Source organism: Glacieibacterium frigidum, assembly GCF_007097155.1.
Lineage (GTDB): Bacteria > Pseudomonadota > Alphaproteobacteria > Sphingomonadales > Sphingomonadaceae > Glacieibacterium > Glacieibacterium frigidum.
The window spans coordinates 407835-431515 of sequence record NZ_VJWA01000001.1; the positions used below are offsets into that span (position 1 = coordinate 407835).

Annotated in this window: 23 protein-coding genes and 1 tRNA gene; 14 read left to right on the plus strand and 10 right to left on the minus strand. The window is 69.7% G+C overall.

Annotation, left to right across the window (positions count from 1 at the left end):
* The first annotated feature begins 172 nt into the window (after positions 1–172).
* From FMM06_RS01930 to FMM06_RS01945, 4 genes are read left to right on the plus strand one after another with little or no spacing between them, the layout of a single operon-like run.
* Positions 173–1156 carry an alpha/beta hydrolase gene (locus FMM06_RS01930; protein ID WP_143554537.1) on the plus strand — a complete coding sequence of 328 codons (984 nt, stop codon included), beginning with the start codon at positions 173–175 and terminating at the stop codon, positions 1154–1156.
* On the plus strand, positions 1153–1791 hold the full coding sequence (locus FMM06_RS01935) for a hypothetical protein (RefSeq protein WP_143554538.1): 639 nt from the start codon (positions 1153–1155) through the stop codon (positions 1789–1791). Before FMM06_RS01930 ends, FMM06_RS01935 begins: the two co-directional genes overlap by 4 nt.
* Entirely contained in the window at positions 1788–2264 is a 477-nt protein-coding gene (locus tag FMM06_RS01940) for an RNA pyrophosphohydrolase (RefSeq protein WP_143554539.1), read from the plus strand. The genes FMM06_RS01935 and FMM06_RS01940 overlap by 4 nt, the downstream gene beginning before the upstream one ends.
* 2 nt (positions 2265–2266) lie before the next feature.
* Complete coding sequence (locus tag FMM06_RS01945; RefSeq protein ID WP_185965001.1) at positions 2267–3136, plus strand: right-handed parallel beta-helix repeat-containing protein; 870 nt, start codon at positions 2267–2269, stop codon at positions 3134–3136.
* A gap of 24 nt (positions 3137–3160) precedes the next feature.
* Here the strand turns inward: FMM06_RS01945 and FMM06_RS01950 are convergent, their stop codons facing one another.
* Both FMM06_RS01950 and thiS read right to left on the minus strand, forming a co-directional pair.
* Positions 3161–3469 carry a hypothetical protein gene (locus FMM06_RS01950; RefSeq protein WP_143554541.1) on the minus strand — a complete coding sequence of 103 codons (309 nt, stop codon included), beginning with the start codon at positions 3467–3469 and terminating at the stop codon, positions 3161–3163.
* Positions 3470–3502: 33 nt separating this feature from the next.
* Positions 3503–4480 (minus strand): sulfur carrier protein ThiS, encoded by a 978-nt coding sequence (thiS, locus tag FMM06_RS01955; RefSeq protein ID WP_143554542.1) that lies wholly within the window; start codon positions 4478–4480, stop codon positions 3503–3505.
* A gap of 11 nt (positions 4481–4491) precedes the next feature.
* Between thiS and aroQ the strand changes: the two genes are divergently transcribed.
* The 4 genes from aroQ to FMM06_RS01975 are packed head-to-tail and all read left to right on the plus strand — an operon-like array spanning position 4492 to position 7988.
* A complete protein-coding gene (gene aroQ, locus FMM06_RS01960) occupies positions 4492–4977 on the plus strand; it encodes a type II 3-dehydroquinate dehydratase (protein ID WP_143554543.1) in 486 nt (161 codons plus the stop codon).
* A gap of 27 nt (positions 4978–5004) precedes the next feature.
* Positions 5005–5478: an acetyl-CoA carboxylase biotin carboxyl carrier protein gene (gene accB / locus FMM06_RS01965; protein WP_143554544.1), complete on the plus strand. Its 474-nt coding sequence runs from the start codon at positions 5005–5007 to the stop codon at positions 5476–5478.
* On the plus strand, positions 5478–6830 hold the full coding sequence (gene accC, locus FMM06_RS01970) for an acetyl-CoA carboxylase biotin carboxylase subunit (protein ID WP_407925180.1): 1353 nt from the start codon (positions 5478–5480) through the stop codon (positions 6828–6830). The genes accB and accC overlap by 1 nt, the downstream gene beginning before the upstream one ends.
* 33 nt (positions 6831–6863) lie before the next feature.
* Complete coding sequence (locus tag FMM06_RS01975) at positions 6864–7988, plus strand: vWA domain-containing protein (protein ID WP_143554546.1); 1125 nt, start codon at positions 6864–6866, stop codon at positions 7986–7988.
* A gap of 40 nt (positions 7989–8028) precedes the next feature.
* Here FMM06_RS01975 and FMM06_RS01980 read toward each other — a convergent pair whose 3' ends face one another.
* Positions 8029–8376, minus strand: coding sequence for a hypothetical protein (locus tag FMM06_RS01980; protein WP_143554547.1), 348 nt, complete (start codon positions 8374–8376; stop codon positions 8029–8031).
* Between the two features lie 357 nt (positions 8377–8733).
* Between FMM06_RS01980 and FMM06_RS01990 the strand changes: the two genes are divergently transcribed.
* Entirely contained in the window at positions 8734–10314 is a 1581-nt protein-coding gene (locus FMM06_RS01990; RefSeq protein ID WP_143554549.1) for a peptide chain release factor 3, read from the plus strand.
* Positions 10311–12317 carry a transglycosylase domain-containing protein gene (locus FMM06_RS01995; protein WP_143554550.1) on the plus strand — a complete coding sequence of 669 codons (2007 nt, stop codon included), beginning with the start codon at positions 10311–10313 and terminating at the stop codon, positions 12315–12317. The genes FMM06_RS01990 and FMM06_RS01995 overlap by 4 nt, the downstream gene beginning before the upstream one ends.
* A gap of 282 nt (positions 12318–12599) precedes the next feature.
* On the opposite strand, the gene FMM06_RS02000 is transcribed toward FMM06_RS01995, so the two are convergent.
* Together FMM06_RS02000 and FMM06_RS02005 are read right to left on the minus strand one after the other, a co-directional pair.
* Positions 12600–13247 carry an NUDIX hydrolase gene (locus FMM06_RS02000; protein WP_143554551.1) on the minus strand — a complete coding sequence of 216 codons (648 nt, stop codon included), beginning with the start codon at positions 13245–13247 and terminating at the stop codon, positions 12600–12602.
* Positions 13247–13876 carry a COQ9 family protein gene (locus FMM06_RS02005; RefSeq protein ID WP_143554552.1) on the minus strand — a complete coding sequence of 210 codons (630 nt, stop codon included), beginning with the start codon at positions 13874–13876 and terminating at the stop codon, positions 13247–13249. Before FMM06_RS02005 ends, FMM06_RS02000 begins: the two co-directional genes overlap by 1 nt.
* 151 nt (positions 13877–14027) lie before the next feature.
* Between FMM06_RS02005 and FMM06_RS02010 the strand changes: the two genes are divergently transcribed.
* On the plus strand, positions 14028–15224 hold the full coding sequence (locus tag FMM06_RS02010; protein ID WP_144237027.1) for an MFS transporter: 1197 nt from the start codon (positions 14028–14030) through the stop codon (positions 15222–15224).
* A 129-nt stretch (positions 15225–15353) separates the two neighbouring features.
* Here FMM06_RS02010 and FMM06_RS02015 read toward each other — a convergent pair whose 3' ends face one another.
* Both FMM06_RS02015 and FMM06_RS02020 read right to left on the minus strand, forming a co-directional pair.
* Positions 15354–17786, minus strand: coding sequence for a TonB-dependent receptor (locus tag FMM06_RS02015; RefSeq protein WP_143554553.1), 2433 nt, complete (start codon positions 17784–17786; stop codon positions 15354–15356).
* 121 nt (positions 17787–17907) lie between these two features.
* The gene (locus tag FMM06_RS02020) at positions 17908–18990 is read right to left on the minus strand and encodes a Gfo/Idh/MocA family protein (protein WP_185965002.1); all 1083 of its coding nucleotides are present in this window, start codon (positions 18988–18990) and stop codon (positions 17908–17910) included.
* 43 nt (positions 18991–19033) lie between these two features.
* Here FMM06_RS02020 and FMM06_RS02025 point away from each other — a divergent pair, with 43 nt between their 5' ends.
* From FMM06_RS02025 to FMM06_RS02035, 3 genes are read left to right on the plus strand one after another with little or no spacing between them, the layout of a single operon-like run.
* Positions 19034–19969: an aldo/keto reductase gene (locus tag FMM06_RS02025; RefSeq protein ID WP_143554554.1), complete on the plus strand. Its 936-nt coding sequence runs from the start codon at positions 19034–19036 to the stop codon at positions 19967–19969.
* Positions 19966–21021 (plus strand): LLM class flavin-dependent oxidoreductase, encoded by a 1056-nt coding sequence (locus FMM06_RS02030; protein ID WP_143554555.1) that lies wholly within the window; start codon positions 19966–19968, stop codon positions 21019–21021. Before FMM06_RS02025 ends, FMM06_RS02030 begins: the two co-directional genes overlap by 4 nt.
* Positions 21018–22370 carry an FAD/NAD(P)-binding protein gene (locus FMM06_RS02035; protein WP_407925181.1) on the plus strand — a complete coding sequence of 451 codons (1353 nt, stop codon included), beginning with the start codon at positions 21018–21020 and terminating at the stop codon, positions 22368–22370. The genes FMM06_RS02030 and FMM06_RS02035 overlap by 4 nt, the downstream gene beginning before the upstream one ends.
* On the opposite strand, the gene FMM06_RS02040 is transcribed toward FMM06_RS02035, so the two are convergent.
* The 3 genes from FMM06_RS02040 to FMM06_RS02050 form a co-directional block, all read right to left on the minus strand.
* A complete protein-coding gene (locus FMM06_RS02040) occupies positions 22367–23077 on the minus strand; it encodes a dienelactone hydrolase family protein (protein ID WP_143554556.1) in 711 nt (236 codons plus the stop codon). The two genes, FMM06_RS02035 and FMM06_RS02040, sit on opposite strands and share 4 nt — an antisense overlap.
* Positions 23074–23517 (minus strand): DUF3617 domain-containing protein, encoded by a 444-nt coding sequence (locus FMM06_RS02045; RefSeq protein ID WP_143554557.1) that lies wholly within the window; start codon positions 23515–23517, stop codon positions 23074–23076. Before FMM06_RS02045 ends, FMM06_RS02040 begins: the two co-directional genes overlap by 4 nt.
* A 64-nt stretch (positions 23518–23581) precedes the next feature.
* Positions 23582–23655 (minus strand) — tRNA-Gly (locus FMM06_RS02050).
* Positions 23656–23681 lie beyond the last annotated feature (26 nt).

The following is a 23681-nucleotide window of genomic DNA, read 5'->3' on the forward strand; positions in this document are numbered from 1 at the left end:
TCATTCCGGCGAACGCCGGAACCCATCGTCGCCGCACACGGAAGGTCCGCTTGGATGATCTATGGGTTCCGGCGGTCCGCCGGAATGACAACGAGGGGATGAAGCCGCGCCTTTGCACCCCCGCCCGCCCGGGCCTATGCTCTCCCCAATCAAGTTCTGGGGAGAACGCCACATGACCTATGTCCGTCCCGACGTCGCCGCACTGCTCGGCATGCTGAACAGCCAGCCCGGCCCGCAGATGCACGAGTCCGATCCCGCGACGGGCCGCCAGATGATGCGGATGATGGGCCAGCTGACCGACGCCAAGCGCGGCGAGCTGGCGCGCGTCGAGGACTTCACCATCCCCAGCCCGCACGGCCACGCCATCCCGGCGCGCCTGTACAGTGCAAAAGGCGGCACTGCGCCGGGCCTGGTGCTGGTGTTCTACCACGGCGGCGGCTGGGTGATCGGCGACCTCGAGACGCACGACCCGCTGTGTGCCGAGGTCGCGCGCGTGCTCGGCATGACGGTGGTCAGCATCGACTATCGCCTCGCGCCCGAGCATCCCTTTCCCGCCGCGACTGAGGACTGCCTCGCCGCGACGCGCTGGGTGGCGGGATCGCCGGCCGAGATCGGCCATGCCGTGACCGGCCTCGTGCCCGCGGGCGACAGCGCGGGCGGTAACCTCGCGGCGGTGATCACGCAGCAGCTCCACGCCGAGTTGCCGGTGCCGATCCTCGCGCAGTGGCTGATCTATCCGGGCGTCGACATGGGCGCCAAGGGCGGCTCGATGGACGAGTTCGCCGAAGGCTATCTCCTCAGCCGCGCCGGCATGATGTGGTTCACCCAGCATTATATGGGCGACGCCAGCCAGTTCGCGCACGCCTATGCCTCGCCGATCCTGCAGCCGCTCGCCGGCCTGCCGCCCGCGATGGTGTTCACCTGCGGCCTCGATCCGCTGCGCGACCAGGGCCGCGCCTATGCCGCGCGCCTGATCGAGGCGGGGGTGCGGACGATCTTCCGCGAGGCGGCGGGCCAGATCCACGGCTGCATGAACATTCGCGGCGCGGTGCCGAGCACCGACGCCGACCTGCACGGCTGCCTCGCCGACCTGCGCCTGCTCGTCGACGAGGCGGTCGCCGCACAGGCCCCGCCGCTGGCGCAGGCCGCCGAGTGAAGTCAGGGCTGGCGCTGCTGGCGCTGCTGGTTGCGCTCCCTGCCGCGGCGGCGGAGCCCGGCGAGCTCGACGTTCAGCCGATAGCGCAGATGATGCGCGAGATCTGGAAGACGCAGAAGACCGACAGCGCCAAGACCGTGCAGCAGGTCTGGACTCGGACCGTCGGCTTCGACCTGCCACGGCCGTTCGTTGCCGGTTTCCGCGCGCAGAGCATCGGCCGCTTCATCATCGAATATGTCCCTGACGGCGAGACGGTACAGGCGTGGACGCGATTGATCACCGTTACCGGCACGCGTGGTGCCGGCGCGGCGCGAGTCGACGATGCCATGCTGGCCAGCGTCCTGTACGACGCGCGGTCGTGTCCCGATTGGCGCTACCGCGACCTCGGTGCGACGGCGCAGCCGGGCCTGCCTTACCGCACGCTGGTCATCGGCTGCGGCACCGAGGGCGAGGCGGGTAGCGAGCGCGGCGTCATCGCCTTCTTCCGCGACGAAGAAGACAGCTGGACAGTGCAATACGCCGCCCGCGGGCCGGCGTCGAAGGGTCTCGAAGCAGGGGCGGCGGCAGCAATCGCGCGGCTGAAGCCGTTTCTGACCTGCAAGACCGGCGACAAAGCCTGTATGGATCGCAAATGACCGACCGCATTCACACTTCCGGCCTGCCGTACCGCGCCGGGGTCGGCATCATGCTGCTCAACGAGGCTGGGAAAGTGTTCGTTGGCCAGCGCCTCGATTCGACGCTGGAGGCGTGGCAGATGCCGCAGGGCGGGATCGACGCGGGCGAAACCCCGCGCGAGGCGGCGCTGCGCGAGCTGACCGAGGAGACCGGCGTGCCCGCGGCCCTCGTCGAGGTGCTGCAGGAAACCGACGACTGGCTCTACTACGACCTGCCGGCCGACCTGATCGGCACGGTGTGGAAGGGGCGCTATTGCGGCCAGCGCCAGAAATGGTTCGCGATGCGCTTTCTGGGCACCGACGCCGACGTGCGCATCGATACCGAACACGCCGAATTCCGCGCCTGGCAATGGGCCGACCGCGACCAGCTCGACGCGCTGATCGTTCCGTTCAAGCGCGATCTTTATTCCCAGGTCCTGGAGGCACTCTCGTGATCATGATCGGAATAGCGGCGGCGCTGGTCACGGCGACCCCGGCGACACTCAACCGCGATCTCGCCGCCGCGCGCGGGGGCGATGTCGTGCGCCTCGCGCCCGGAAAATATTCCGACCTGGTCGTGCAGAACAAGCGCTGGTCGCCGGCGGTGACGATCGACGCGCGCGAGGCCGACGTGACGACGGTCAAGATCTACAGCAGCGACGGCATCAAGCTGGTCGGCGGGGTGCTGCGCCCGCTGCCGAGCGGGCCGCTGTGGCAGCCCGCCGTGCTCGTCATGAAGTCGCAGAACATCGATTTCCAGGACAGTATCTTCGCCGGCACCGAGCGCAGCGGCCGCGGGCTGATGGTTCGCGAGAGCACCAACGTCAGCGTCAGCGGCGCGACTTTCCAGTACCTCCACACCGGCGTCCAGTTTCTCGACTCGACCGGTGGCGGGGTGTCGCAATCGCGCTTCAAGCTGATGCGGTCCGACGGCATCAATATCGCGGCGTCGCACAAGATCACCGTCGACCGCATCGAATGCAGCGACTTCGCGCCGGTCGAGCCCGACCACCCCGATTGCGTCCAGCTGTGGAGCATCAAGGGCAAGCCGCCGACGTCGGACATCGTCATCAAGGACAGCAAGGCGATCGGCGCGATGCAGGGGTTCACCGGCTTCAACCCCAACGACGGCGGCTACGACCGGATCACGGTGACCGGCAATCTGGTGCGCAGCAGCTATCCGCAGGGCATCGCGCTGTACAAGGCGCGCGACTCGCTGATCAGCGGCAACGAGGTCGACACCCTGCCGGGTTCGAAGTGGCGGACGCGTATCCGCGCCGACCCGGAGACGCGGGTCAGCAAGAACCGCGAAGGCGCGCACAAATAGCGCCGACCGCAGCGCGGCGGCAGGTCACAGCTCGCGCGTCCTGAGGACCGCGACACGGCCCCCTGCGGTGTAGCCGATCGCGAGCACCAGGTAGTCGGGGGCCATGTCGTTGCGGCCGAGGTAGTAGATGTCCTCGCGCGGCCCCTCGCCGTCGGGGAGGCCGAGTGCCGCCCGCACGCGCGGTCGCGACGTCCCGACCGCAACGCCCACGGAGCCGAGCGACGCGACCATGTCGAGCCGCGCATTAACCCCGGTGGCGTTGCCCCGCTCGGCGGCCCAGCGCGGCGCGTCGAAGCCCGGACTGCACGCCGCGAGCCCGAGGGCGACGAGCACTGCCCGGATGCCGCGCCGCACCGCTGCGGCCGCCTAGATCAGCCCGGCCAGCGGGCTCGACGGGTCGGCGTAGCGGCGGCGCGCCATGCGGCCGGCGCGGTAGGCGAGCCGCCCGCTCTCGACCGCGAGGCGCATCGACCGCGCCATCAGGATGGGGTCTTTCGCCTCGGCGATCGCGGTGTTCATCAGCACGCCCGCGCAGCCGAGCTCCATCGCGGCGGCCGCGTCCGACGCGGTGCCGACGCCGGCGTCGACGAGCACGGGGACCTTGGCACCCTCGACGATCATGCGGATCGTCACCGGGTTCTGGATCCCCAGCCCCGAGCCGATCAGCGAACCGAGCGGCATGATCGCGCAGGCGCCCAGGTCTTCCAGCCGCTTCGCGGCGATGGGGTCGTCGGCGCAATAGACCATGACGTCGAAGCCTTCGCGGACCAGCGTGTCGGTCGCCTTCAGCGTTTCGGCCATGTCGGGGTAGAGGGTACGCGCCTCGCCCAGCACCTCGAGCTTTACGAGGTTCCAGCCGCCCGCCTCGCGCGCCAGGCGCAGCGTCCGCACCGCGTCGTCGCCGGTGAAGCAGCCTGCGGTGTTCGGCAGATAGGTGTACTTCTTGGGGTCGATGAAATCGGTCAGCATCGGCTGGCCGCGGTCCATGACGTTGACCCGCCGCACCGCGACGGTGACGATCTCCGCTCCCGACGCCTCGAGCGCCGCGGCGTTCTGCGCAAAGTCCTTGTACTTGCCGGTGCCGACGATCAGCCGCGACGTGAAGTGCCGCCCGGCGACGGTCCAGCCGTCGTCGTCCTGCCCGCCGCCGACGAAGTGCACGATCTCGAGCTTGTCGCCGTCGGTCAGCTGCGTCTCGCCGAAGGCCGAGCGCGGCGCGATGCTCAGGTTGCGCTCGACCGCAACCTTGGCGGCGTCGAGGCCGAGGTCGCGCAGCAGCGCGGCGATCGTCGTCGCGGGCGCGAGCGTGCGCGGGTCGCCGTTGATGGTGATGTGGAGGGTCATGGGGCCTGGGGATGACGGCGGGGGGTTCGACCCATATAAGCAAGGTCGTGACCGACGCCAGCACCCTTGTCTACGTCCTCAATGGGCCTAACCTCAACCTGCTGGGGACGCGCGAGCCCGAGGTCTATGGCGCCGACACGCTCGACGACATCGCGGCACAGCTCGAGGACCGCGCCGCGGGGCTGGGCCTGACCATTGACCTGCGCCAGTCGAACCACGAGGGGCACCTGATCGACTGGCTGCACGAGGCCGCCAGCCGGGGCGCCGTGGCGGTGATCCTCAATGCGGGCGGGCTGACCCACACCTCGGTGGCGCTGCGCGACGCGGTCAAGGGCATCGCGACGCCGGTGATCGAGGTGCATCTGTCGAACCCGCATGCGCGCGAAAGTTTTCGGCATCTCAGCCACATCGCGCCGGTCGCCAGGGGGACCATCGCGGGGTTCGGGGCGTTGGGCTATTCACTCGCGCTGGACGCGGCGGCAGCATTGCGGCACTGAACCGCAGGCAAACTAGTCAGGGGCAAAATGACTGAACCGACAACGATGCAGGTCGACACCGCGCTGGTGCGCGAGCTCGCCGAACTGCTCGACGCGACCAAGCTGACCGAGATCGAGGTTTCGGACGGCGACCGCAAGATCCGCGTCGCGCGCAAGGCCGCCGCCGTGCAGGGCTTCGCGCCCGCATCCGCCGCCGCTGCCCCCGCCGCCGCGAGCGCGCCCGCCGCTGCGGCTGCGGCACCCGCCACCGAGGACTGGAAGGCCCATCCCGGCCTCGTCCGCTCGCCGATCGTCGGCACCGCCTATCTGACGCCTGACCCGACGAGCCCGCCGTTCGTCGCCGTCGGCAAGACGGTCAAGGAGGGCGACACGCTGCTGATCGTAGAGGCGATGAAGGTGATGAACCCGATCGTCGCGCCGCGCGCCGGCACCGTGGTGCGCATCTGCATCGTCAACGAACAGCCCGTCGAATACGACGAACCCCTGGTGATCATCGAATAATGTTCAACAAGATCCTGATCGCCAACCGCGGCGAGATCGCGCTGCGGGTCCATCGCGCATGCCGCGAACTCGGCATCAAGACGGTGGCGGTCCACTCGACCGCCGACGCCGATGCGATGCACGTCCGCATGGCCGACGAGGCGATCTGCATCGGGCCGCCGTCGGCGACCGATAGCTACCTCAACGTCCCCAACATCATCTCGGCGGCCGAGCTGACGCAGGCCGACGCGATCCACCCGGGCTATGGTTTCCTGAGCGAGAATGCGCGCTTTGCGGAGATCGTCGAGGAGCACAACATCGTCTGGATCGGGCCGACGCCCGACCATATCCGGCGCATGGGCGACAAGATCGAGGCGAAGCGCACCGCCGCGATCCTCGGCTTGCCACTGGTGCCGGGCAGCGACGGCCCCGTCGAGACCACGGAAGAAGCGGTCGCGGTCGCCGACCGTATCGGCTACCCGGTGCTGGTCAAGGCGGCGTCGGGCGGCGGCGGGCGCGGCATGAAGGTCATCCCCGACGGCGAGAGTGCTGCGGCGCTGATCGCGGCGGCGAAGTCGGAGGCCAAGGCGGCGTTCGGCGACGACACCGTCTATATCGAGAAATATCTGAGCGAGCCGCGCCACATCGAATTCCAGGTGTTCGGCGACGGCAAGGGCGGCGCGATCCATCTCGGCGAGCGCGACTGCTCGCTGCAGCGGCGCCACCAGAAGATGCTCGAGGAGGCACCGTCCCCCGCGCTCAGCCCCGCCGAGCGTGCGGCGATGGGCGAGGTCGTGCGGCGCGCGGTGGCGAAGCTCGAATACCGCGGCGCCGGCACGATGGAGTTCCTGTACGAGGACGGGAAATTCTACTTCATCGAGATGAACACCCGCCTGCAGGTCGAGCATCCGGTGACCGAGGCGATCACCGGCATCGACCTGGTGCGCGAGCAGATCCGCATCGCCGCCGGCCTGCCGCTGTCGGTAACGCAGGAACAGATCCGCTTCGACGGCCATGCCATCGAGTGCCGGATCAACGCCGAGGACCCCGCGACCTTCGCACCGTCGCCGGGCCGGGTGACCGATTACCACGCACCCGGCGGGCTGCACGTCCGCGTCGATAGCGCGCTGTACGACGGGTACCGCATCCCGCCGTACTACGACTCGCTGATTTCGAAGCTGATCGTCTTCGGCGCGACGCGTGACGATGCCATTGCCCGCTTGCGCCGCGCGCTGGAGGAATATGTCATCCACGGACCCAAGACGACGATCCCGCTCCATCAGGCGCTGATCGAGGACCCCGAATTCCAGGCGGGCGAGTATTCGATCAAGTGGCTGGAACGCTGGCTGGCGGCGCGCGCAGCGGCGAATTGAACCTTCCCGAACGGCGTTCGTTCGGGAGGCGTGTTGAAGTTGCGTATCGCTTTGCTGTTGGCCGCCGGCGTCTCGGCTTGCACCGACAAGCCGGATGAGGCGGCCACTTCAGCCCCGGCCGGCAAGGCCGGCAGTCAGCTCGCCGGTTTCCTGAAGGCCCACGGCTCCGACCTCGACGCCTGTTTCAATGGCGCGCCCGACATGCGAGGGCCCGGCGCGACGGCAGTAGCGCCCGGGACGCCGGCTCGCGCGGTGCCGGTCAATCGTCTGGTCGTCGCGATCGACTCTTCGGGCTCGATGGCGGCGAAGGTCGGCGGAGTCGCGAAGCTCGATGCCGCCAAGCGGGCCGCCGCGGGCTTCCTGAACGGCGTTCCGACGGGGACGCAGATTGGCCTCGTTGCCTTCGGCCATCGCGGTACCAACCGCCCCGACGGCAAGGCGGCGAGCTGCGCCGCGGTCGAGACGCTCTATCCGCTCGGGACCGCCGACCGCGCCCGGATCGACGCGGCAATGCAGGGCTTCCGGCCTGCGGGCTGGACGCCGCTGGCGGCGGCGATCACCACCGCGGGCAAGTCCTTCACCACGAGCGAACAGCCCGGCGACCAGGTCGTCTACGTCGTCTCCGACGGCATCGAGACGTGCGGCGGCGATCCGGTCGCGGCGGCGTCGGCGTTGCACGCCGGCGCGGTCAAGGCGATCGTCAACGTGATCGGCTTCGACCTCGGCGCCGCCGACCGCGCTCAGTTGAAGGCCGTCGCCGATGCCGGCGGCGGGACGTTCGTCGAAACCACGGCAAGCGAACTGGCCCGCATGCTCGACGAGGTCCGGCGCCAGGCCGGGCTGGTGACCGCGATCACCCGCGAGCGGCTCGACGCCGGTCGCCGCACCGCCGACAACAGCGTCGCCGCGGGCCGCTTCGTGACCAGGATGAACATGTGCATGTATCGCGGCATCACGGCGGAAAGTGTCGCGCTGCCGCGTGCCGCCGTGTCGCCTGAGGAGCGCGAAGCGCTGCGCGAGGCCTTGGTAGGCCGGCACGAGGCCTATCAGGCGCATTCGAAGCAAATCGCTGACCGCGTCGAGGCCGCGCGTGCCGCTGCCAACACGAGCATCGACACTCAACTCGAAGGCAGCGAGGTTCGCCTGGAGCAGCGCTAGAGTGTGGCGGCGCGGGCCAGAAGGCCCGCGCCGCCGAATCTCAGACCGCGCCTTCGCCCTGGGTGCCGAGGTCGGTGCCCATCGTGCCACCGTCGATAGCGGAGCCGGCGGTGGTGCCCTGCGGACCGGCCATCGCGGTCGAATTGAACACGCTCGGGCGGCTGTAGTCGTAATCGTCGGGGATGACTTCGACGGGAGCAGCCTGTCCGCCGTTGAGGCCGTCGAGCTTCGACTTGAGCTGCTCGATCCAGCCGCCGACCTCGTCGCGCTTCTGCCAAAGTGCATAGACGCCGAGGCCGAGCAGGGCGACGGGGAGGACCGCCTTGGCCTTGCGCCTGGCCATGGCGGCTGGAGTATTGTCTTCGACGCGGTAGCGGGTCTTGCTCATAGTCAAGCTCCTGTAAGGATTGAGAGTGCGCGCCCAACGGGCCGGGCGAATGCGGCGTTCCCGCCGTTACGCGACGCACCTACGAAACTGTCAGAGCCAGCCGAACACCATCGCCAGGATGACCGTCGCGACGACCGAGATCAGCAGCGACAGGCCGCAGCCGAGGCCGCTCGAAAAGAACAGCATCAGGCGGCGCCGCGCAGCAGGTCGAACTTTATGACGAGAGGCTTCATCGGCAGTCCTTCGCCCCCGAAAGATCGCAAACCGGCCCGGCGGTGCGGGGTTCCAGCGCACCTACGGGCTGTTTCGCCGCCGCCCGTCTTGCCCGCGCCCGGCAATCCCGCCACATAGCGCCGCATGGCTAGTCCCGCGCCCAATGCGCGCCGCACATTCGCGATCATCTCGCACCCCGACGCCGGCAAGACGACGCTGACCGAGAAGCTGTTGCTGTTCGGCGGCGCGATCCATCTGGCGGGCGAGGTCAAGGCGCGCGGCCAGAACCGGCGTGCGCGCTCGGACTGGATGAAGATCGAGCAGCAGCGCGGGATCAGCGTCACCTCGTCGGTGATGACCTTCGAGCGCGGCGGCGTAACCTACAATCTGCTCGACACGCCGGGGCACGAAGATTTCAGCGAGGATACCTACCGCACGCTGACCGCGGTCGACTCGGCGGTCATGGTGATCGACGCGGCGCGCGGTATCGAGGCGCAGACGCGCAAGCTGTTCGAGGTCTGCCGCCTGCGCGACGTGCCGATCATCACCTTCATCAACAAGGTCGACCGCGAGGGGCGCGACCCGTTCGCGCTGCTCGACGAGATCGCCGACGTGCTGGCGCTCGACGTCGCGCCGCTCAACTGGCCGGTCGGGCAGGGCGGGCAGTTCCGCGGGCTCTACGACCTCAGGAAGCACACGCTGCTGCTGCCTGACGGCACCGACACGCGTGCTGCCGGACGGACCGAACAGCTGTCGGGCATCGACGACGAGCGCCTCACGGGCCTCGTCGGCGACGAGGGTGCCGAGCTGCTGCGCGAGCAGGCCGAACTGGCGCTCGGCGGCTATGCAACGCTCGACCCCGACCTGTACCGCGCGGGCGCGCTGACCCCGGTGGTGTTCGGCTCGGCGCTCAAGGATTTCGGCGTCGCCGACCTGATCGACGCGCTCGCGCAATACGCGCCGCCGCCGCGCACCCAGCCGGCGATTCCCGCCGCGGTGACCCCCGACCGCGCCGACGTGACGGGCTTCATCTTCAAGGTGCAGGCCAACATGAACCCGCAGCACCGCGACCGCATCGCCTTCATGCGCATCTGCTCGGGCAAGTTCCGGCGCGGCATGAAGCTGAAGCAGGTGTCGACCGGTAAGGCGATCGCGATCAACTCGCCGATCTTCTTCTTCGCACAGGACCGCGAGATCGCCGACGAGGCGTACCCAGGCGACATCATCGGCATCCCCAACCACGGCGTGCTGCGGGTAGGCGACTCACTCGTCGAAGGCGAGGCGGTGACCTTCACCGGCATCCCCAATTTCGCGCCCGAGATCCTGCGCCGCGTGCGGCTCGGCGACCCTACCAAGTCGAAGCAGCTGCGCACCGCGCTGACCGACATGGCGGAGGAGGGGGTGACCCAGCTGTTCCGCCCGCTGATCGGCGCGCAATGGATCGTCGGCGTTGTCGGGCAGCTGCAGCTCGAGGTGCTGATCAGCCGGCTCGAAGCCGAGTACAAGGTCGATGCCGGCATCGAGCCGTCGCCGTTCGACACGGCGCGCTGGCTGTCGGCGGAGGACCCCAAGAAGCTGCAGACCTTCATCGAGCAGCACCGCCCGGCGATCGCCGAGGACCGCGACGGGGCGCCGGTGTTCATGGCGCGCGACCAGTGGGAGCTCAACTACACCGCGCAGCGTGAGACCGCGCTGAAGTTCACCGCGACGCGGGAACGCGCGTGAGCTTCCTCCGGCGCTCCCGCGAGGATCCGGTCGACGACGACGACCTGACGATCCCCTGGTCCCCGGACGATGAATTCGAGCCGCCGCGCCGCAGTTTCCTGGCGCGCCACTGGGGAAAGATGCTGCTGGCGTTCGTGGTGGCGTTCGCGCTGCTGCTCGGCTGGCTGATCTATACCGCGCCGCTGGGCCGCGCGCTCGAGCCGCTGACCGAGCCCAGCCTCGTCCTGCTCGACGTCGAGGGCGAGCCGATCGCGCGGCGCGGTAACTACAAGGAGGCGCCGGTCAGCATCGCCGAGCTGCCGAAGTACGTGCCCGCCGCCCTCCTCGCGATCGAGGACCGGCGCTTCTATTCACATTGGGGCATCGACCCGCAGGGCATCGCGCGCGCGCTGTTCACCAATGCAAAGGCAGGCGGCGTCCAGCAGGGCGGATCGACGCTGACGCAGCAGCTGGCGAAGACCAGCTTCCTCAGTTCGGAGCGCAGCCTGAAGCGCAAGCTTCAGGAGGTGATCATCGCCTTCTACCTCGAAAGCCGGCTGACCAAGGACGAGATCCTGTCGCGCTATTTGTCGAGCGTCTATTTCGGCGAGGGCGCTTACGGCATCCGCGCCGCCGCGCGCACCTATTTCGACCGGTCGCCGTCCGAGCTGACGGTGGGCCAGGCGGCGATGCTGGCGGGGCTGGTCAAGGCGCCGTCGAGCCTCGCGCCGTCGCGCCACCTGCGCCGCGCGCAGGAGCGCGAGAAGGTCGTGCTGCAGGCAATGGTCGATTTCGGCGCGCTGACCGCCGAGCAGGCACGCAATGTCGGCTTGGCGCGCTACACGCCCGGCCGCGAAGCCGTGCCGACGGGGTCGTACTTCGCCGACTGGGTGCTGCCGCAGGCGCGCGCCGGGGTCGACACCGCGCAGTACGGCGACATCACGGTGGCTACGACGCTCGACCCCGAGATGCAGAAGCTCGCCGAGAAGGCGGTCAGGGACACGCTGGCGGGGTACAAGGGGCTCAACGTCACGCAGGCGGCGCTGGTCGCGATGCGGCCCGACGGGCGCGTCGTCGCGATGGTCGGCGGCACCGATTACAACGAATCGAGCTTCAATCGCGCGGCGCAGGCGCTGCGCCAGCCGGGCAGCTCGTTCAAGCTGTTCGTCTATCTCGCGGCGCTGCGGGCCGGTGCCACGACCTCGACGATCGTCGAGGATGAGCCGCTGGTCATCGGCGACTGGGCACCGAAAAACGACGAGAACAAGTATCGCGGGCCGATCAGCCTGGCGACCGCCTTCGCGGCGTCGAGCAACGTCGCGGCGGTCCGCCTGACGCAGCAGGTCGGCGTCTCGGCGGTGCGCGCCGAGGCGCGCCGGCTGGGCATCACGCCGCCGCTGTCGAACTACGAGGCGCTGGCGCTCGGGACGTCGGGCGTGCCGCTGGTCGAGCTGACCGCGGCCTATGCGGCGCTCGCGGCGGGGCGCTATCCGATCAAGGCGTACGGCTTGGCGAATACCCAGGGTCCCGGGCTGGTCGGTCAGATCCGTGGCGCGGTGTCGGCGCTGCGGCCGTGGCCCGAGCGCGAGCCGATGCTCCAGCTGCTCAACTCGGCGGTGGCGCGGGGCACCGGCAAGGATGCGACGCTGCCGATCCCGACGTACGGCAAGACCGGCACGACGCAGAACCACCGCGACGCGCTGTTCGTCGGCTTCGCGGGCGACCTGGTGGTCGGCGTGTGGGTTGGCAACGACGACAATTCGCCGATGGGATCGAGCGTCGTCGGCGGCACCGTGCCGGCGCGGCTGTGGAAGCGGTTCATGACCGCTGCACTGACCCGCGAAGGCGTGCTCCGCCCCAACGCGCCCCCGCCGCGCACGACCCTGGACGAGATTGGCGAACTGCTCGGTGGCGAAGTCGCGGGCGAGGTCGTCGACGCGGTCGGCGATGCGGTGAGCGACGTGGTCGAGGGCGTGTCCGGCGACCCGCCCGAGCCCGGGGCGCCGCCCGAGGAGCCGCAGTAAGAATTGCTCACACGAAGGCACGAAGGCACGAAGAAGGAACGAAGAACTTCTTTTTTTCTTCGCGCCTTCGCGCCTTCGTGCCTTCGTGTGACATTCTATGTCCCGCTCCAGCCACAAGCGGTAAGCTTGGATCGGGCGGGAAAGAGGTTTCACGCGAAGGCGCGAAGGCGCGAAGGCGCGAAGGCGCGAAGAAGCGAAGGCGCGAAGGCGAAGAGGCGGTCTGGCTTTACTTCCCGGTCTTCTTCTTCGTGCCTTTGTGCCTTCATGTGAGCAATCCTTACTTCACGCCTCCAGCAGCCGATGCGCGCCGCGTTCGAAGCGGTGGTAGGGTATCGGCCGCGCCGGGTCGGCTTCGCGCAGCGCGACCTCGGCGAGGATCGCACGCGTGATCGCCGGCAGGTCGAGCGCCGCTGCCGCCTCCCAGTCGAACCACGCCAGCTCGCCCAACTCACCCGACCCGGCGCCGGGCTCGAGCTCCATCAGCGCACTCGCGTCGGCGACGAAGAAGCGCGCGTCGAAGCGGCGGGTGCGCGCCGGCGGGGTGATCGCGCGCGCGACGTAATCGAGCGCGCCGAGGTCGGGCAGGCCGCCGCTGAGAAAGTCGCGCCATTCGCCGCGGCTGGAGCTCGAACCGGGGCGAGCGAGGCGCAGACCGGTCTCCTCGAAGGTTTCGCGGATCGCCGCCATTGCGATGGCACGGCCGCGCTCGGGCGAACAGCCGCGCGCCAGTGCAGCGGCGACGTCGGGGCGCAGCTCGGTCGCGGCGGGCACGCGAAAGTCGGAAGGGTGGATGCGCCCGCCCGGAAAGACCCATTTGTCGGGCATGAAGGCGTGGCCGCCGTGGCGGCGCCCCATCAGGACGCGCGGCCCCGGCCCGTCGCGGCGCACGATCAGCAGCGTCGCGGCGTCCTTCGGGCGCGGAGCCGCCATCAGATCGCGGGGTAGCGCAGCCGCCCGAGGAAGCGCGCCGGGCTCGGCAGGCTGATGCCAGTCAGGCGCGCCTTGGCCTTTTCGAAGCGCATGATGCCGTCGATACGCCGGTCGAGGAAAGCGTGCGTGTCGGCGAACCCCTCGCTCTCGTCGTCGAGCCAGACGAGCAAAGTCGCCGAATAGACCGCACCAAGGATGGCGCGCTTGGTATAGTGATTATAGTCGGTCGCGGTGTCGCCCGCCGCGCGCCACATCGTGTCGGCGGTGCGCCACAGGGTGCGCGTGCCGAGGCGCGGGTGCATCGCCAGAATGCTCAACGCGCGCCGCACCGCCTCGCGCTCGCCGCTCGCCTGCGTCAGGCGGGTCGCGACGGCAAGCCGGATGCGCTCGCGGATCTTGAGGCCGCCCATGTCGCCCAGCGCTTCGATCAGCCGCGCGTCGGCGTGCGCGGTCCACGCGTCGACCATCGTCGCGGCGTCGGGCAGCGCGAGCGCTGCAAGGTCGGGGTCGATGCCCGTCTCGGCCGCGGCCCGGTCGCGCGCCTCGCGGCCCCAGCCGTCGAAGGCGACGTGCGGCGGCATCGCGGCGACGACGATGGGGCGGATCTCGTCGAGGGTCAGGTCGGTCATGCCCAAGACCCTAATCCCGCTTGGCCGCGCGGAACAGGCGCGAATCGTCACTCGCGCATCCCTGTTGACTTCACGGGGTGGCCCGCCACTGTCGCCGCGGCCAGGGGGGACGCGCGTGAACCAGACTGAATCGACGCCAGCAGCGCGCCGCATGCTGATCGGCCTGTTGTTCTTCGCGATCGCGCTCAACTATGTCGACCGCCAGGTGCTGGCGCTGCTCAAACCGACGCTCGAGGCCGAGTTCGGGTGGAGCGACCAGGACTACGGCTATCTCGGGACCGCCTTCCAGATCGCCGCCGCCTTCTCGTTCCTGTTCGTCGGCTGGATCGTCGACCGCTTCGGGGTGCGCCGCGCGCTGGGCTGGGGCGTCGCGCTGTGGAGCCTGTTCGGCATGGCGCACGCCGCTGCCTCGACCGTCGCGCAATTCATCGCGGCACGCGTCGCGCTCGCGGCAGCCGAGACGGTGGGAACGCCCGCCGCGGTCAAGTCGGCAGCGGTGTACCTGCCGCTGAAGGAACGCTCGTTCGCGCTCGGGCTCGGCAACACCGCGCCCAACATCGGCGCGATCGTCACGCCGCTGCTGATCCCGCCGCTCGCACTCGCCTTCGGGTGGCGCGCCGCCTTCATCGTCTGCGGCGCGGTCGGCTTCGTCTGGCTCGCGGCGTGGGTGGTCGGCACGCGTAATCTCGTGCCCATTCCCCGTTCGGGCCATGCCGTCGCCGAGGCCGCCGACAAGGTGCCGTTCGGTGTGCTGCTGCGCGACCGGCGGACCTGGGCGGTGCTGGGCGCGAAGCTGCTCAGCGACGCATCGTGGTTCTTCCTGTTGTTCTGGATCCCCGACTTCTTCAGCCGCCAGTTCAGCATGTCGCAGGGCGACCTCGGCGGGCCGGTGGCGGTGATCTACAGCTTCGCGGCGCTCGGCGCGCTGTCGTCGGGCCTGTTGTTCCCGGCGTTCATCGCGCGCGGCTGGAGCGTCAACCGGGCGCGCAAGACCTCGATGCTGCTCTATGCCTGCGTGATCCTGACGATGCCGCTGGCGCTGTACACGAGCAGCCCGTGGACCGCGGCGCTGGTCATCGGCGCGGCGCTGTTCGCGCACCAGGGGTTCTCGACCAACGTCTTCGGCATGACCGCCGACATCGTGCCGACAGCGCGGGTGGCGACGGTGGTCGGGTTCGGCGCGGTCGGCGGCAACCTCAGTGGCGCGGCGATGATCGCGTTCGCGGGCTACGCTCTGACCAACGGGCTGGGATACTGGCCGATGTTCGCGATCTGCGGCGGCGCGTACCTCGCGGCGACGGCGTGGATCCACCTGCTGCTGCCGCGGCTGGTGGTGGCGGAGGACTAGGGGCCGGGCGTCGCGGCAAAGCCGCGCCGTCGGTCGGACCGGGGGCCCGCCGGCCGGGCTGGCGCGAGTCCGCGCGCTGCTCGGCGAACGCAAGCGCGTTCGCGTCGCTACGCGCGGCCGCGCTGCGCCTCAGAAATTCACCTTCCCCGTCACCCCGAAGTACCGATCCGCGTCGCGCGTAATCTGGTAGCGATACGCCCCCGACGGCCCGCCGCTCGAAATTGCCGAGGCGAAGCTCTGGTCGAACAGGTTGCGGACCTGGAAGGTCAGGCGGTAGCGGTCCTCGCTCTCGACGATCGACGCCGACAGGTTGACCAGGCCGTAGCCGCCGATCGTGCCGGCCTCGCGCTGAACGGGGTCGGCGACGAACAGCGACAGCTGCTTCGACTGGTACGACCCCTGCGCACCGAGCGCGAAGTCGATGCTGCCGCCGGTGCGGATGCGATAGTCGGCCGACAGGCTGCCCTTCCACTTCGGCGCGAAGGCCAGCGGGGTGCCGTCGGGGACGACGTCGTTGGGGGTGCGCACCGTCGGGATCTTGAAGCGGTCGACCTTGGCATCACTGTACGCGACGCCGCCTGAGATGGTGAAGTCGGGGGCCGCGCGGAACACCAGGTCGACCTCGCCGCCGCGCGTCGACACGGTGCCGGCGTTGGTGAAGCGCGCGATCGTCGTGGTCACGCCGTTGATCGTCAGCGAGTCGGGGTTGTTCGCCTGAAAGTTCTTGTAGCGCGCGTAATAGGCCGCGAGGTTCAGCGTCAGCCGCCCGTCGAGCAAGGTGTTCTTCAGGCCAAGTTCGTAGCTGTCCGAGGTTTCGGGCTCGATCTCGACCGCACCCGTCGGCTGCAGGTTGAAGAACAGGTTGTACGCCGGGCCCTTGTAGCCGCGCGTCCAGCTGGCGAAGGCGGTCGAGTACTCGCTGACGTCGAACTGCGCGCCGGCTTTCCCTGAGAAATTATCGGCGGTGGCGCGCTGCTTGAACGGCACGCCGTTGCTGGCGAGCGGGTTGCCGTTGTTGGCGGGCGAGGTGCGCGAGTCGAAGACGCCCTGGTCGAGCGGCGGCTGTGACGCGAGGTTGCCCGGCGAGGTGACGCGCGTGAAGAAGGTGTCGAGCTGGTCGATCGTGTAGCGGATGCCGCCGATCAGCCGGAAGCGCTCGGCGACGTTCAGCGTGCCTTGGCCGAACAGCGCGACGTTCTTGGCGGTCGCACCATAGGTGGCACGGCCGAACGCGCTGACCGACGGCGCCGCGAGCGGACTGGTGCACGGCGTCAGCACCCCGGCCGGCAGCACCGCGCCGGGTGCGGCCGAGCAGATGATGTTCTGCCGCTCGAAGATGCGCTTGGTGAAGGTGCGCGAGTAGAAGGCGCCGACGACATAGTCGAAGAACTGCTTGCCCGGCGAGGTCAGGCGCAGCTCCTGCGTGAAGGTGCTGCCGGTTTGCGGGCCGAAGTCGTGGCTCTGCGGCGCGCCGATGTACGGCTGCGAGTAGAAGTCGCCGTCGCGGATCTCGTTGTTGCGGAAGTTGCGGTACGAGGTGATCGAGGTGACCGTCTGGTCGCCCAGCTCGACGTCCGCCTGGCCCGAGAAGCCGTAGCCGACCTCGATCGTGCGGGTCACGAGATTCTGGTTGATGCGCCGCGTCTCGTCGCCCTGCAGCGGCGGCAGCACGGTCTGGATCAGCGCGAGCGCCGTGGTGTTGACCGCGCCGGGCGTTGCCGAATTGAACGCCAGCAGCGGCGGGCCGCCGATCACGTCGGCGCAGCAGTCGTCGTCGTTCTTGTGATAGTCGCCGATGAAGGTCAGCTTGACCGTCTCGCTCGGGTCCGCCTCGATGATGCTGCGAACGCCGTAATGCTCGAAGCCGTTGACGCGGCGGTTCACCGTCGGCGCCTGGTTGAAGATGTTGCCGTCGTACTTGTCGTAGAAGGCGGTGGTGCGGGTGCGCAGCTGCTCGCTGAGCGGCACGTCGAGCGCGCCGCGGACGCGGTACTCGTTGCCGTTGTCGAAGAAATAGCTGCCCTCGACGCTGCCGCCGAACTCGCGGCCGGGGCGCTTCGAGACGATGTTGATGACGCCGGCGCTGGCGTTCTTGCCGAACAACGTGCCCTGCGGCCCGCGCAGAACTTCGATGCGCTCGATGTCGACGAGGTCGGTGAAGGCCTCCGCCGCGCGGCTCAGCACGACGCCGTCGAGGACAGTCGACACCGACGGCTCGACCGCGATCGAGAAGGTCGTGGTGCCGATGCCGCGCAGGAACAAGGTCTGGTTGAGCGCCGTGCCGGCCTTCACGAAGTTGAGCGCGGGGACGAGATACTGCGCACCCTCGAGGTTGACGCGGCCCTGGTTGGCGATCGCCTCGCCGCTGACCACCGACACTGCCACGGGCACGTCCTGCAGCCGCTCCGACCGCTTCTGCGCGGTGACGATGATCTCGCCGCCGTCGACTTCGTCGGCAGCCGCGGTGGCGGCGGGTTCGGCGGGTGCGGGTGCCTGCGCAAAGGCGGCGGCGGCGGCGAGCGCGTAGAGCGCGGTCCCGCCGAGCGTCAGCGTACGGATCATGGTCGGTCCCCAAGGTTCGGGCGGGTTTGCGCCTCGGCTTCTGTCTTGCACCGAAACGGATTCGTCGCGGAAGCGTTTTTTGTGTCCGGACAAATCCCGCTTCGCTGGTGGGGATTTCGGGTTACAGCAGCTCCGCCATCGTCACGACGCGGTGCTCGCGTGCGCTGATCTCGGCGGCGACCCCCATCGCGACGGCGCGCAGCCCGTCGTCGGCGGTGACTTCGACCTTGCCCTGACCGCGGACGGCGCGCGCGAAGGCGGCGTGGCTGTAGAAGCTGGCGCCGTGGTGATGGCCGGCCGCGAGCGCCGCGGGGTCGACGTTGACGTGGGTGCGCGTCACCGCCTTGGGGTTCATGAAGCCGGTGCGGCGGCTGAGCACGAGTTCGCTCGACGGCACGAAGACCTCCAGCCGCGCCTCGTCGCCGACCGCGGCGATTTCCTCCTGGTTCTCGGCGCCTTCGGCGAACATCGACAGGTCGAGCATCGCGCGCACCCCATTGTCGAAGTCGACGACCGTATAGCTGTTGTCGATGATGTCGGGGACGCGGCCGTCGTAGCGCTCGTCGCGGTGGTTCACATCCATCGCGCCCGAGCAATAGACGCGCACCGGCTCGGCGCGGACGATGACGCGCATCAGGTCGAAGAAGTGGCAGCACTTCTCCACCATCGTGCCCCCGGTGTTCTCGGCGAAGCGGTTCCAGTCGCCGACCTTGACCAGGAACGGGAAGCGATGCTCGCGGATCGACAGCATCCGCAAAGTGCCGACCGCGCCGCCGTGGACCTGCTCGATGAAGGCGGCGGCAGGCGGCATGTAGCGATATTCCATGCCCGTCCAGAACACGCGGTCGTAGGTGGCAGCGCGGCGCGCGACGGCCTGCGCATCGGCAATCGTCGTCGCCAGCGGCTTCTCGCACAGGATGTGGAGGCCCGCGGCGAAGAGCGGCTGGAGCACGTCGATGTGCGTGAAGTTGGGCGACGCGACGACCACCGCGTCGCACAGCCCCGACGCCGCGAGCGCCTCGGCCGAGTCGAACGCCGCGACCTCGCCGCCGGCTGCTGCGGTGGCGCGCGCGATCGAGGGCGCATGCGGATCGGCGAGTGCCACGACCTGCGCGCCGGGGGTGATGCGAAGGTTCTGGATATGCTCGATGCCCATCATGCCGGCGCCGACGATGCCCCAGCGGATCGTGCCGCTTCCCGTCATCGTCTCTCCCATTCCGTTCATCCCTGTGCCAAACACGCGGTCCATGACCGAAATCACCCTTTCCCCCGAACCGCGCCCGCTCGGCAAGTCCGGGCTGTCCGTGTCCCCGATGGCGTGGGGGATGTGGCGCTTCGGCGGCGACGACGTGCGCGCGGCGCGGGAGAAGGTCGAGGCGGCGTTCGACGCGGGCATCACGCTGTTCGACACCGCCGACATCTACGGCCCCGACAATGACGAGCCGTTCGGCGCGAGCGAGCTGCTGCTCGGGCGGGTGTTCGCCGAGGCGCCGGGTCTTCGCGACCGCATGGTGCTCGCGTCCAAGGGCGGCATCCGCATGGGCGTGCCCTACGATTCGTCGCCCGCGTACCTGCGCGAGGCGGTCGAGGCGTCGCTGACGCGGCTGGGGGTCGAGCGCATCGACCTGTGGCAGGTCCACCGCCCCGACATGCTGGCGCACCCGGCCGAGGTCGCCGCCACGCTCGATGCGCTGGTGACTGAGGGCAAGATCGGCGCGGTCGGCGTGTCGAACCATACGCCGGCGCAGACCGCGGCGCTGGCGGCGCACCTGACGTCGGGGCTCGCCTCGACCCAGCCCGAGTTCTCGTGCCTCGCCACTGCGCCGCTGTTCGACGGCACGCTCGACCTCGCGATGCAGGCGGGCACTGCGGTCCTCGCCTGGTCGCCGCTGGGGCAGGGGCGGCTGGCCGAGGGCGATCCCCGCCCCGGTCGCGGCAAGCCCGACGACGCGCAGGCGACGCGGGTCAAGGCGGCGCTCGACGCCCACGCGGCGAAGTATGGCGTCGACCGTACCGCCGTCGCCTATGCCTGGGTGATGGCGCACCCCGCGCGGCCGATCCCCATCGTCGGCACGCAGACGCCCGCGCGAATCGCCGCCAGCGCCGACGCCTACAAGGTGAGCTTCACCCGCGCCGAATGGTACGCGATCCTCGTCGCGTCGCTGGGGGAGGACCTGCCATGAGCTGCGAGGTCAGCTGGTTCTCGGCGCTCTGCGACGACGATTACGAGTTCCTGGGACAGCCCGACCCGCTGCTCAAGTCGAGCTGGGAGCACTGCCGCGACATCGTGCTGGCAGCCGAGAGCGGCGGGTTCGACAATATCCTGCTGCCATCGGGCTATGCTCTGGGGATCGACACCACCGCCTTCGCCGCGGCGATCGCCGTGCTGACGCGGCGCATTCGCTTGCTGATGGCGGTGCGGGTCGGCGAGGCATGGCCGCCGCAGTTGACGCGCCAGATCGCGACGCTCGACCGGATCGCTGGCGGGCGGTTGACGGTGAATATCATCAGCTCGGACCTGCCCGGCCAGACGCTCGCGTCCGCACCGCGCTATGCGCGCACTGCCGAGGTCATGCTGGCGCTCAAGTCGCTGCTGAACGGTGAGCGCATCGAGGTCGACAGCGAGCACTACACGTTCGCGGTCGATCCGCCGGGCGTCACCACCGTGTCGGGCAAGTGCCCGCCGCTCTATTTTGGCGGGCTCAGCCCCGATGCGCGCGACGCCTCGGCGAAGGCTGCGGATGTCTACCTGATGTGGCCCGACACGATGCCAGCGGTGCAGGCGATCCTCGACGACATGCGGGCACGGGCTGCGGCGTACGGGCGGACGCTCAAGTTCGGCTACCGGGTGCATGTCGTGGTGCGCGACACCGAAGCCGAGGCGCGGACCGCCGCCGACCGGCTGCTGTCGAAGCTCGACGCCGCGACCGGCGACGCGATCCGCGCCAAGTCGCTCGATGCAACGTCGGTGGGGGTCAAGCGCCAGGCCGAGCTGCGCGACGCCGCGGCCGACGGCTATGTCGAGGATAATCTCTGGACCGGCATCGGGCGCGCGCGCTCGGGCTGCGGCGCGGCGATCGTCGGCGATCCCGACCAGGTGCTGGCGAAGCTGCAGGCGTATCAGGCGATGGGGATCGAGGCGTTCATCCTGTCGGGCTACCCGCACGCGGCCGAGGCCGACCTGTTCGCGCGGCACGTGCTGCCGCGGATGACGCATGGGCCGCTGCTCCCTTGATCTACAAGTCCGTCGCCATCGTCGGTGCCGGCTTCTCGGGGTCGCTGCTGGCGATCAACATCCTGCGCCACGCCGGGCCGCATGCGACGCTGATCGAGCGGCGCGGGGTCTTCGGGCGGGGCACTGCCTATACCGCGCCGCATCCATCGCACCTGCTCAACGTCCGCGCCGGCAACATGAGCGCGCTCAGCGACCGGCCGCAGCATTTCGCCGAATGGTGCACGGCGCGGGGGCTGGGCGGCGGCGGCGATTTCGCCCAGCGCAAGATGTACGGTGAATATCTAGGCGAACTGCTCGAACGGTCGAGCGCGCGCGCCGGGGAGCGGCTGGCGTTGGTCAACGACGATGTCCGCGGCGTCGAGGTCGGCGACCAGGGCGTCACGCTGCACTTCGCCGCGGGCCCGGCGCAGATGTTCGACGCGCTCGTCGTCGCGGTCGGCAATCTGCCGCCGCACGCGCCGCCGGGGCTCGACCCCGATGCGTTTCCGCCCGACCTGTACGCGCATGATCCGTGGGACCCCGGCCTGACCGAGGGCCTGAGCGACGACGACACGGTGCTGCTGATCGGCACCGGGCTGACGATGGTCGATGTCGCCCTGTCGCTCGACGCGGCGGGCTTCGGGGGCAGGATCGTCGCGATGAGCCGACGGGGCCTGCTGCCGCGCTCGCACGTTCCGCCGGGACCTGCGGGCGACCGCAACGAGAAGCCGACGAGCCGCGCGTCGGCGCTGCTCCGCGAGGTCCGCGCCCGCGCCCGCGCGATCGGCTGGCGCGCCGCGGTCGACGAGCTGCGGCCGTTCACGCAGGGCCTGTGGCTATCGGCGTCGGTCGATGAGCGTGCGCGCTTCCTGCGCCACCTGCGGCCGTGGTGGGACGTCCACCGCCACCGCCTCGCGCCTGCGGTCGCGGCCAAGATCGACGCGCTGCGCGAGTTCGGACAACTGTCGATCGTCGCGGGCAAGCCCTTCGATTACCGGCAATCGGAGGCTGGCATCGCGGTGCAATGGCGGCCGCGCGGCGCGGACGACAGCGAGACTCTCGTCGCCCGCCGCGTCGTCAATTGCACCGGCCCGCAGGGCGACCTCGCGCGCTCGACCGAGCCGCTGCTGCGCGGGCTGATCGAGCAGGGCCATGCGCGCGCCGACGCCAATCGCCTGGGCCTCGACGTCGACAGCCAGTCGCGCCTGATCGGCGCCGACGGCGCCCCGCACCCCCGCCTGTTCGGCCTCGGCCCGATGACGCGAGGTGCGTTCTGGGAGATCGTCGCGGTGCCCGACATCCGCACCCAGGTCTGGACCGTGGCACGGCGCCTGGCGCAGGCGCACTGGGTCGGCGGCGAGGGGCTTTAGCCGAACGCCTCGGCGAAATGCGCGGTCATCGCGCGCCACGACCGTGCCTCGGTGCGCGCGTGGTGGCGCAGGCCGGGCAGCACGCTGCCGTCGGCGTTGCGATTGGTGAAGCTGTGCACCGCGCCGGTATAGGCGATCGTCGTGCAGTCGGCGCCGACGCCCGCCATCTCGCGCAGGAAGGCGACGAGCGCGGCGTCGGGGACCAGCGGGTCCTCGGCACCGTGGCAGACCATCAGGCTCGTCGCGAACGGCGCGGTTGCCGGCTGCGGCGTCGCGACGTCGCCGTGGAAGCTGACCCCCGCGACATAGCCGGCCGCGTGGTGGCGCGCCATTTCGAGCACGACCGTCCCGCCGAAGCAGAAGCCGATCGCCCCCAGCTTGCCGTTGCAGCGCGGGTGCGCCGCCAGCGCCGACAGCGCCGCAGCGCCCCGACGTGCGAGGCCCGCCGGATCGGCCTTCATCGCCGACAGGCGCGGCATGCCGGCCGCGAAGTCGGCGGGCAGCCAGCCCTCGCCGTAGGTGTCGGCGGCGAGCGCGACATAGCCCAGTTCGTCGGCCAGCCGCGTCGCCCAACGGATGCTGTGCTCGCCGATGCCGCCGATGTCGGCGAACACCGCGATCGCCGGACGCGGATCGTCGCCCGACGGCAACGCGAGCTGGCCCCGGCACGTCACGTCGCCGTCGCGATAGTCGAAGCTTTCGGTCATTTGCACGCCCCCAACCGCCGTCCGACGCTGGTGCTGCGCATCGTCATCGGCATGTCGCCGCTGACCGTCGAGCGCCCGGTCACGGTGAAGCTGACGGGGGTGAAGCTGCCCGCGCTCACCGCTGTCGTGGTCGAACCGCCCTGCTTGCAGACCATTTCGGAATTCAGCTTGCCGCCCGCCATCGAATAGCGCGTGAAGACGCAGCCCTTGCCCGATTTCAGCAGGTCCTGCGGCCCGCGCGCGGCATCCTCGGGCGATATGCAGTGCTTCACCTTGGTCGTCTTGCCGGTCATCATTTTGGCGACGAATGCGGGGCCGCCGGGCATGTCGACCTCGTTGACGGTGACGGCGATTTCCCATTGTCCCGGTTCGACGCCGGCCGGCTGGGCCATGGCCGCGACAGGCACGAAGGCCAGCATCAGCACCGTCGTCCGAAGCATCGCAACGTCTCCCCGATCGCTGCAGCGCAGTCTAGCGGCGCGCGGCATGGCGGCAAGCGGTAGCTGGAGCGGGTGAAGGGAATCGAACCCTCGTCACTTGCTTGGGAAGCAAAAGCTCTACCATTGAGCTACACCCGCGACGGGCGCCAAGTGCCACACGGGCG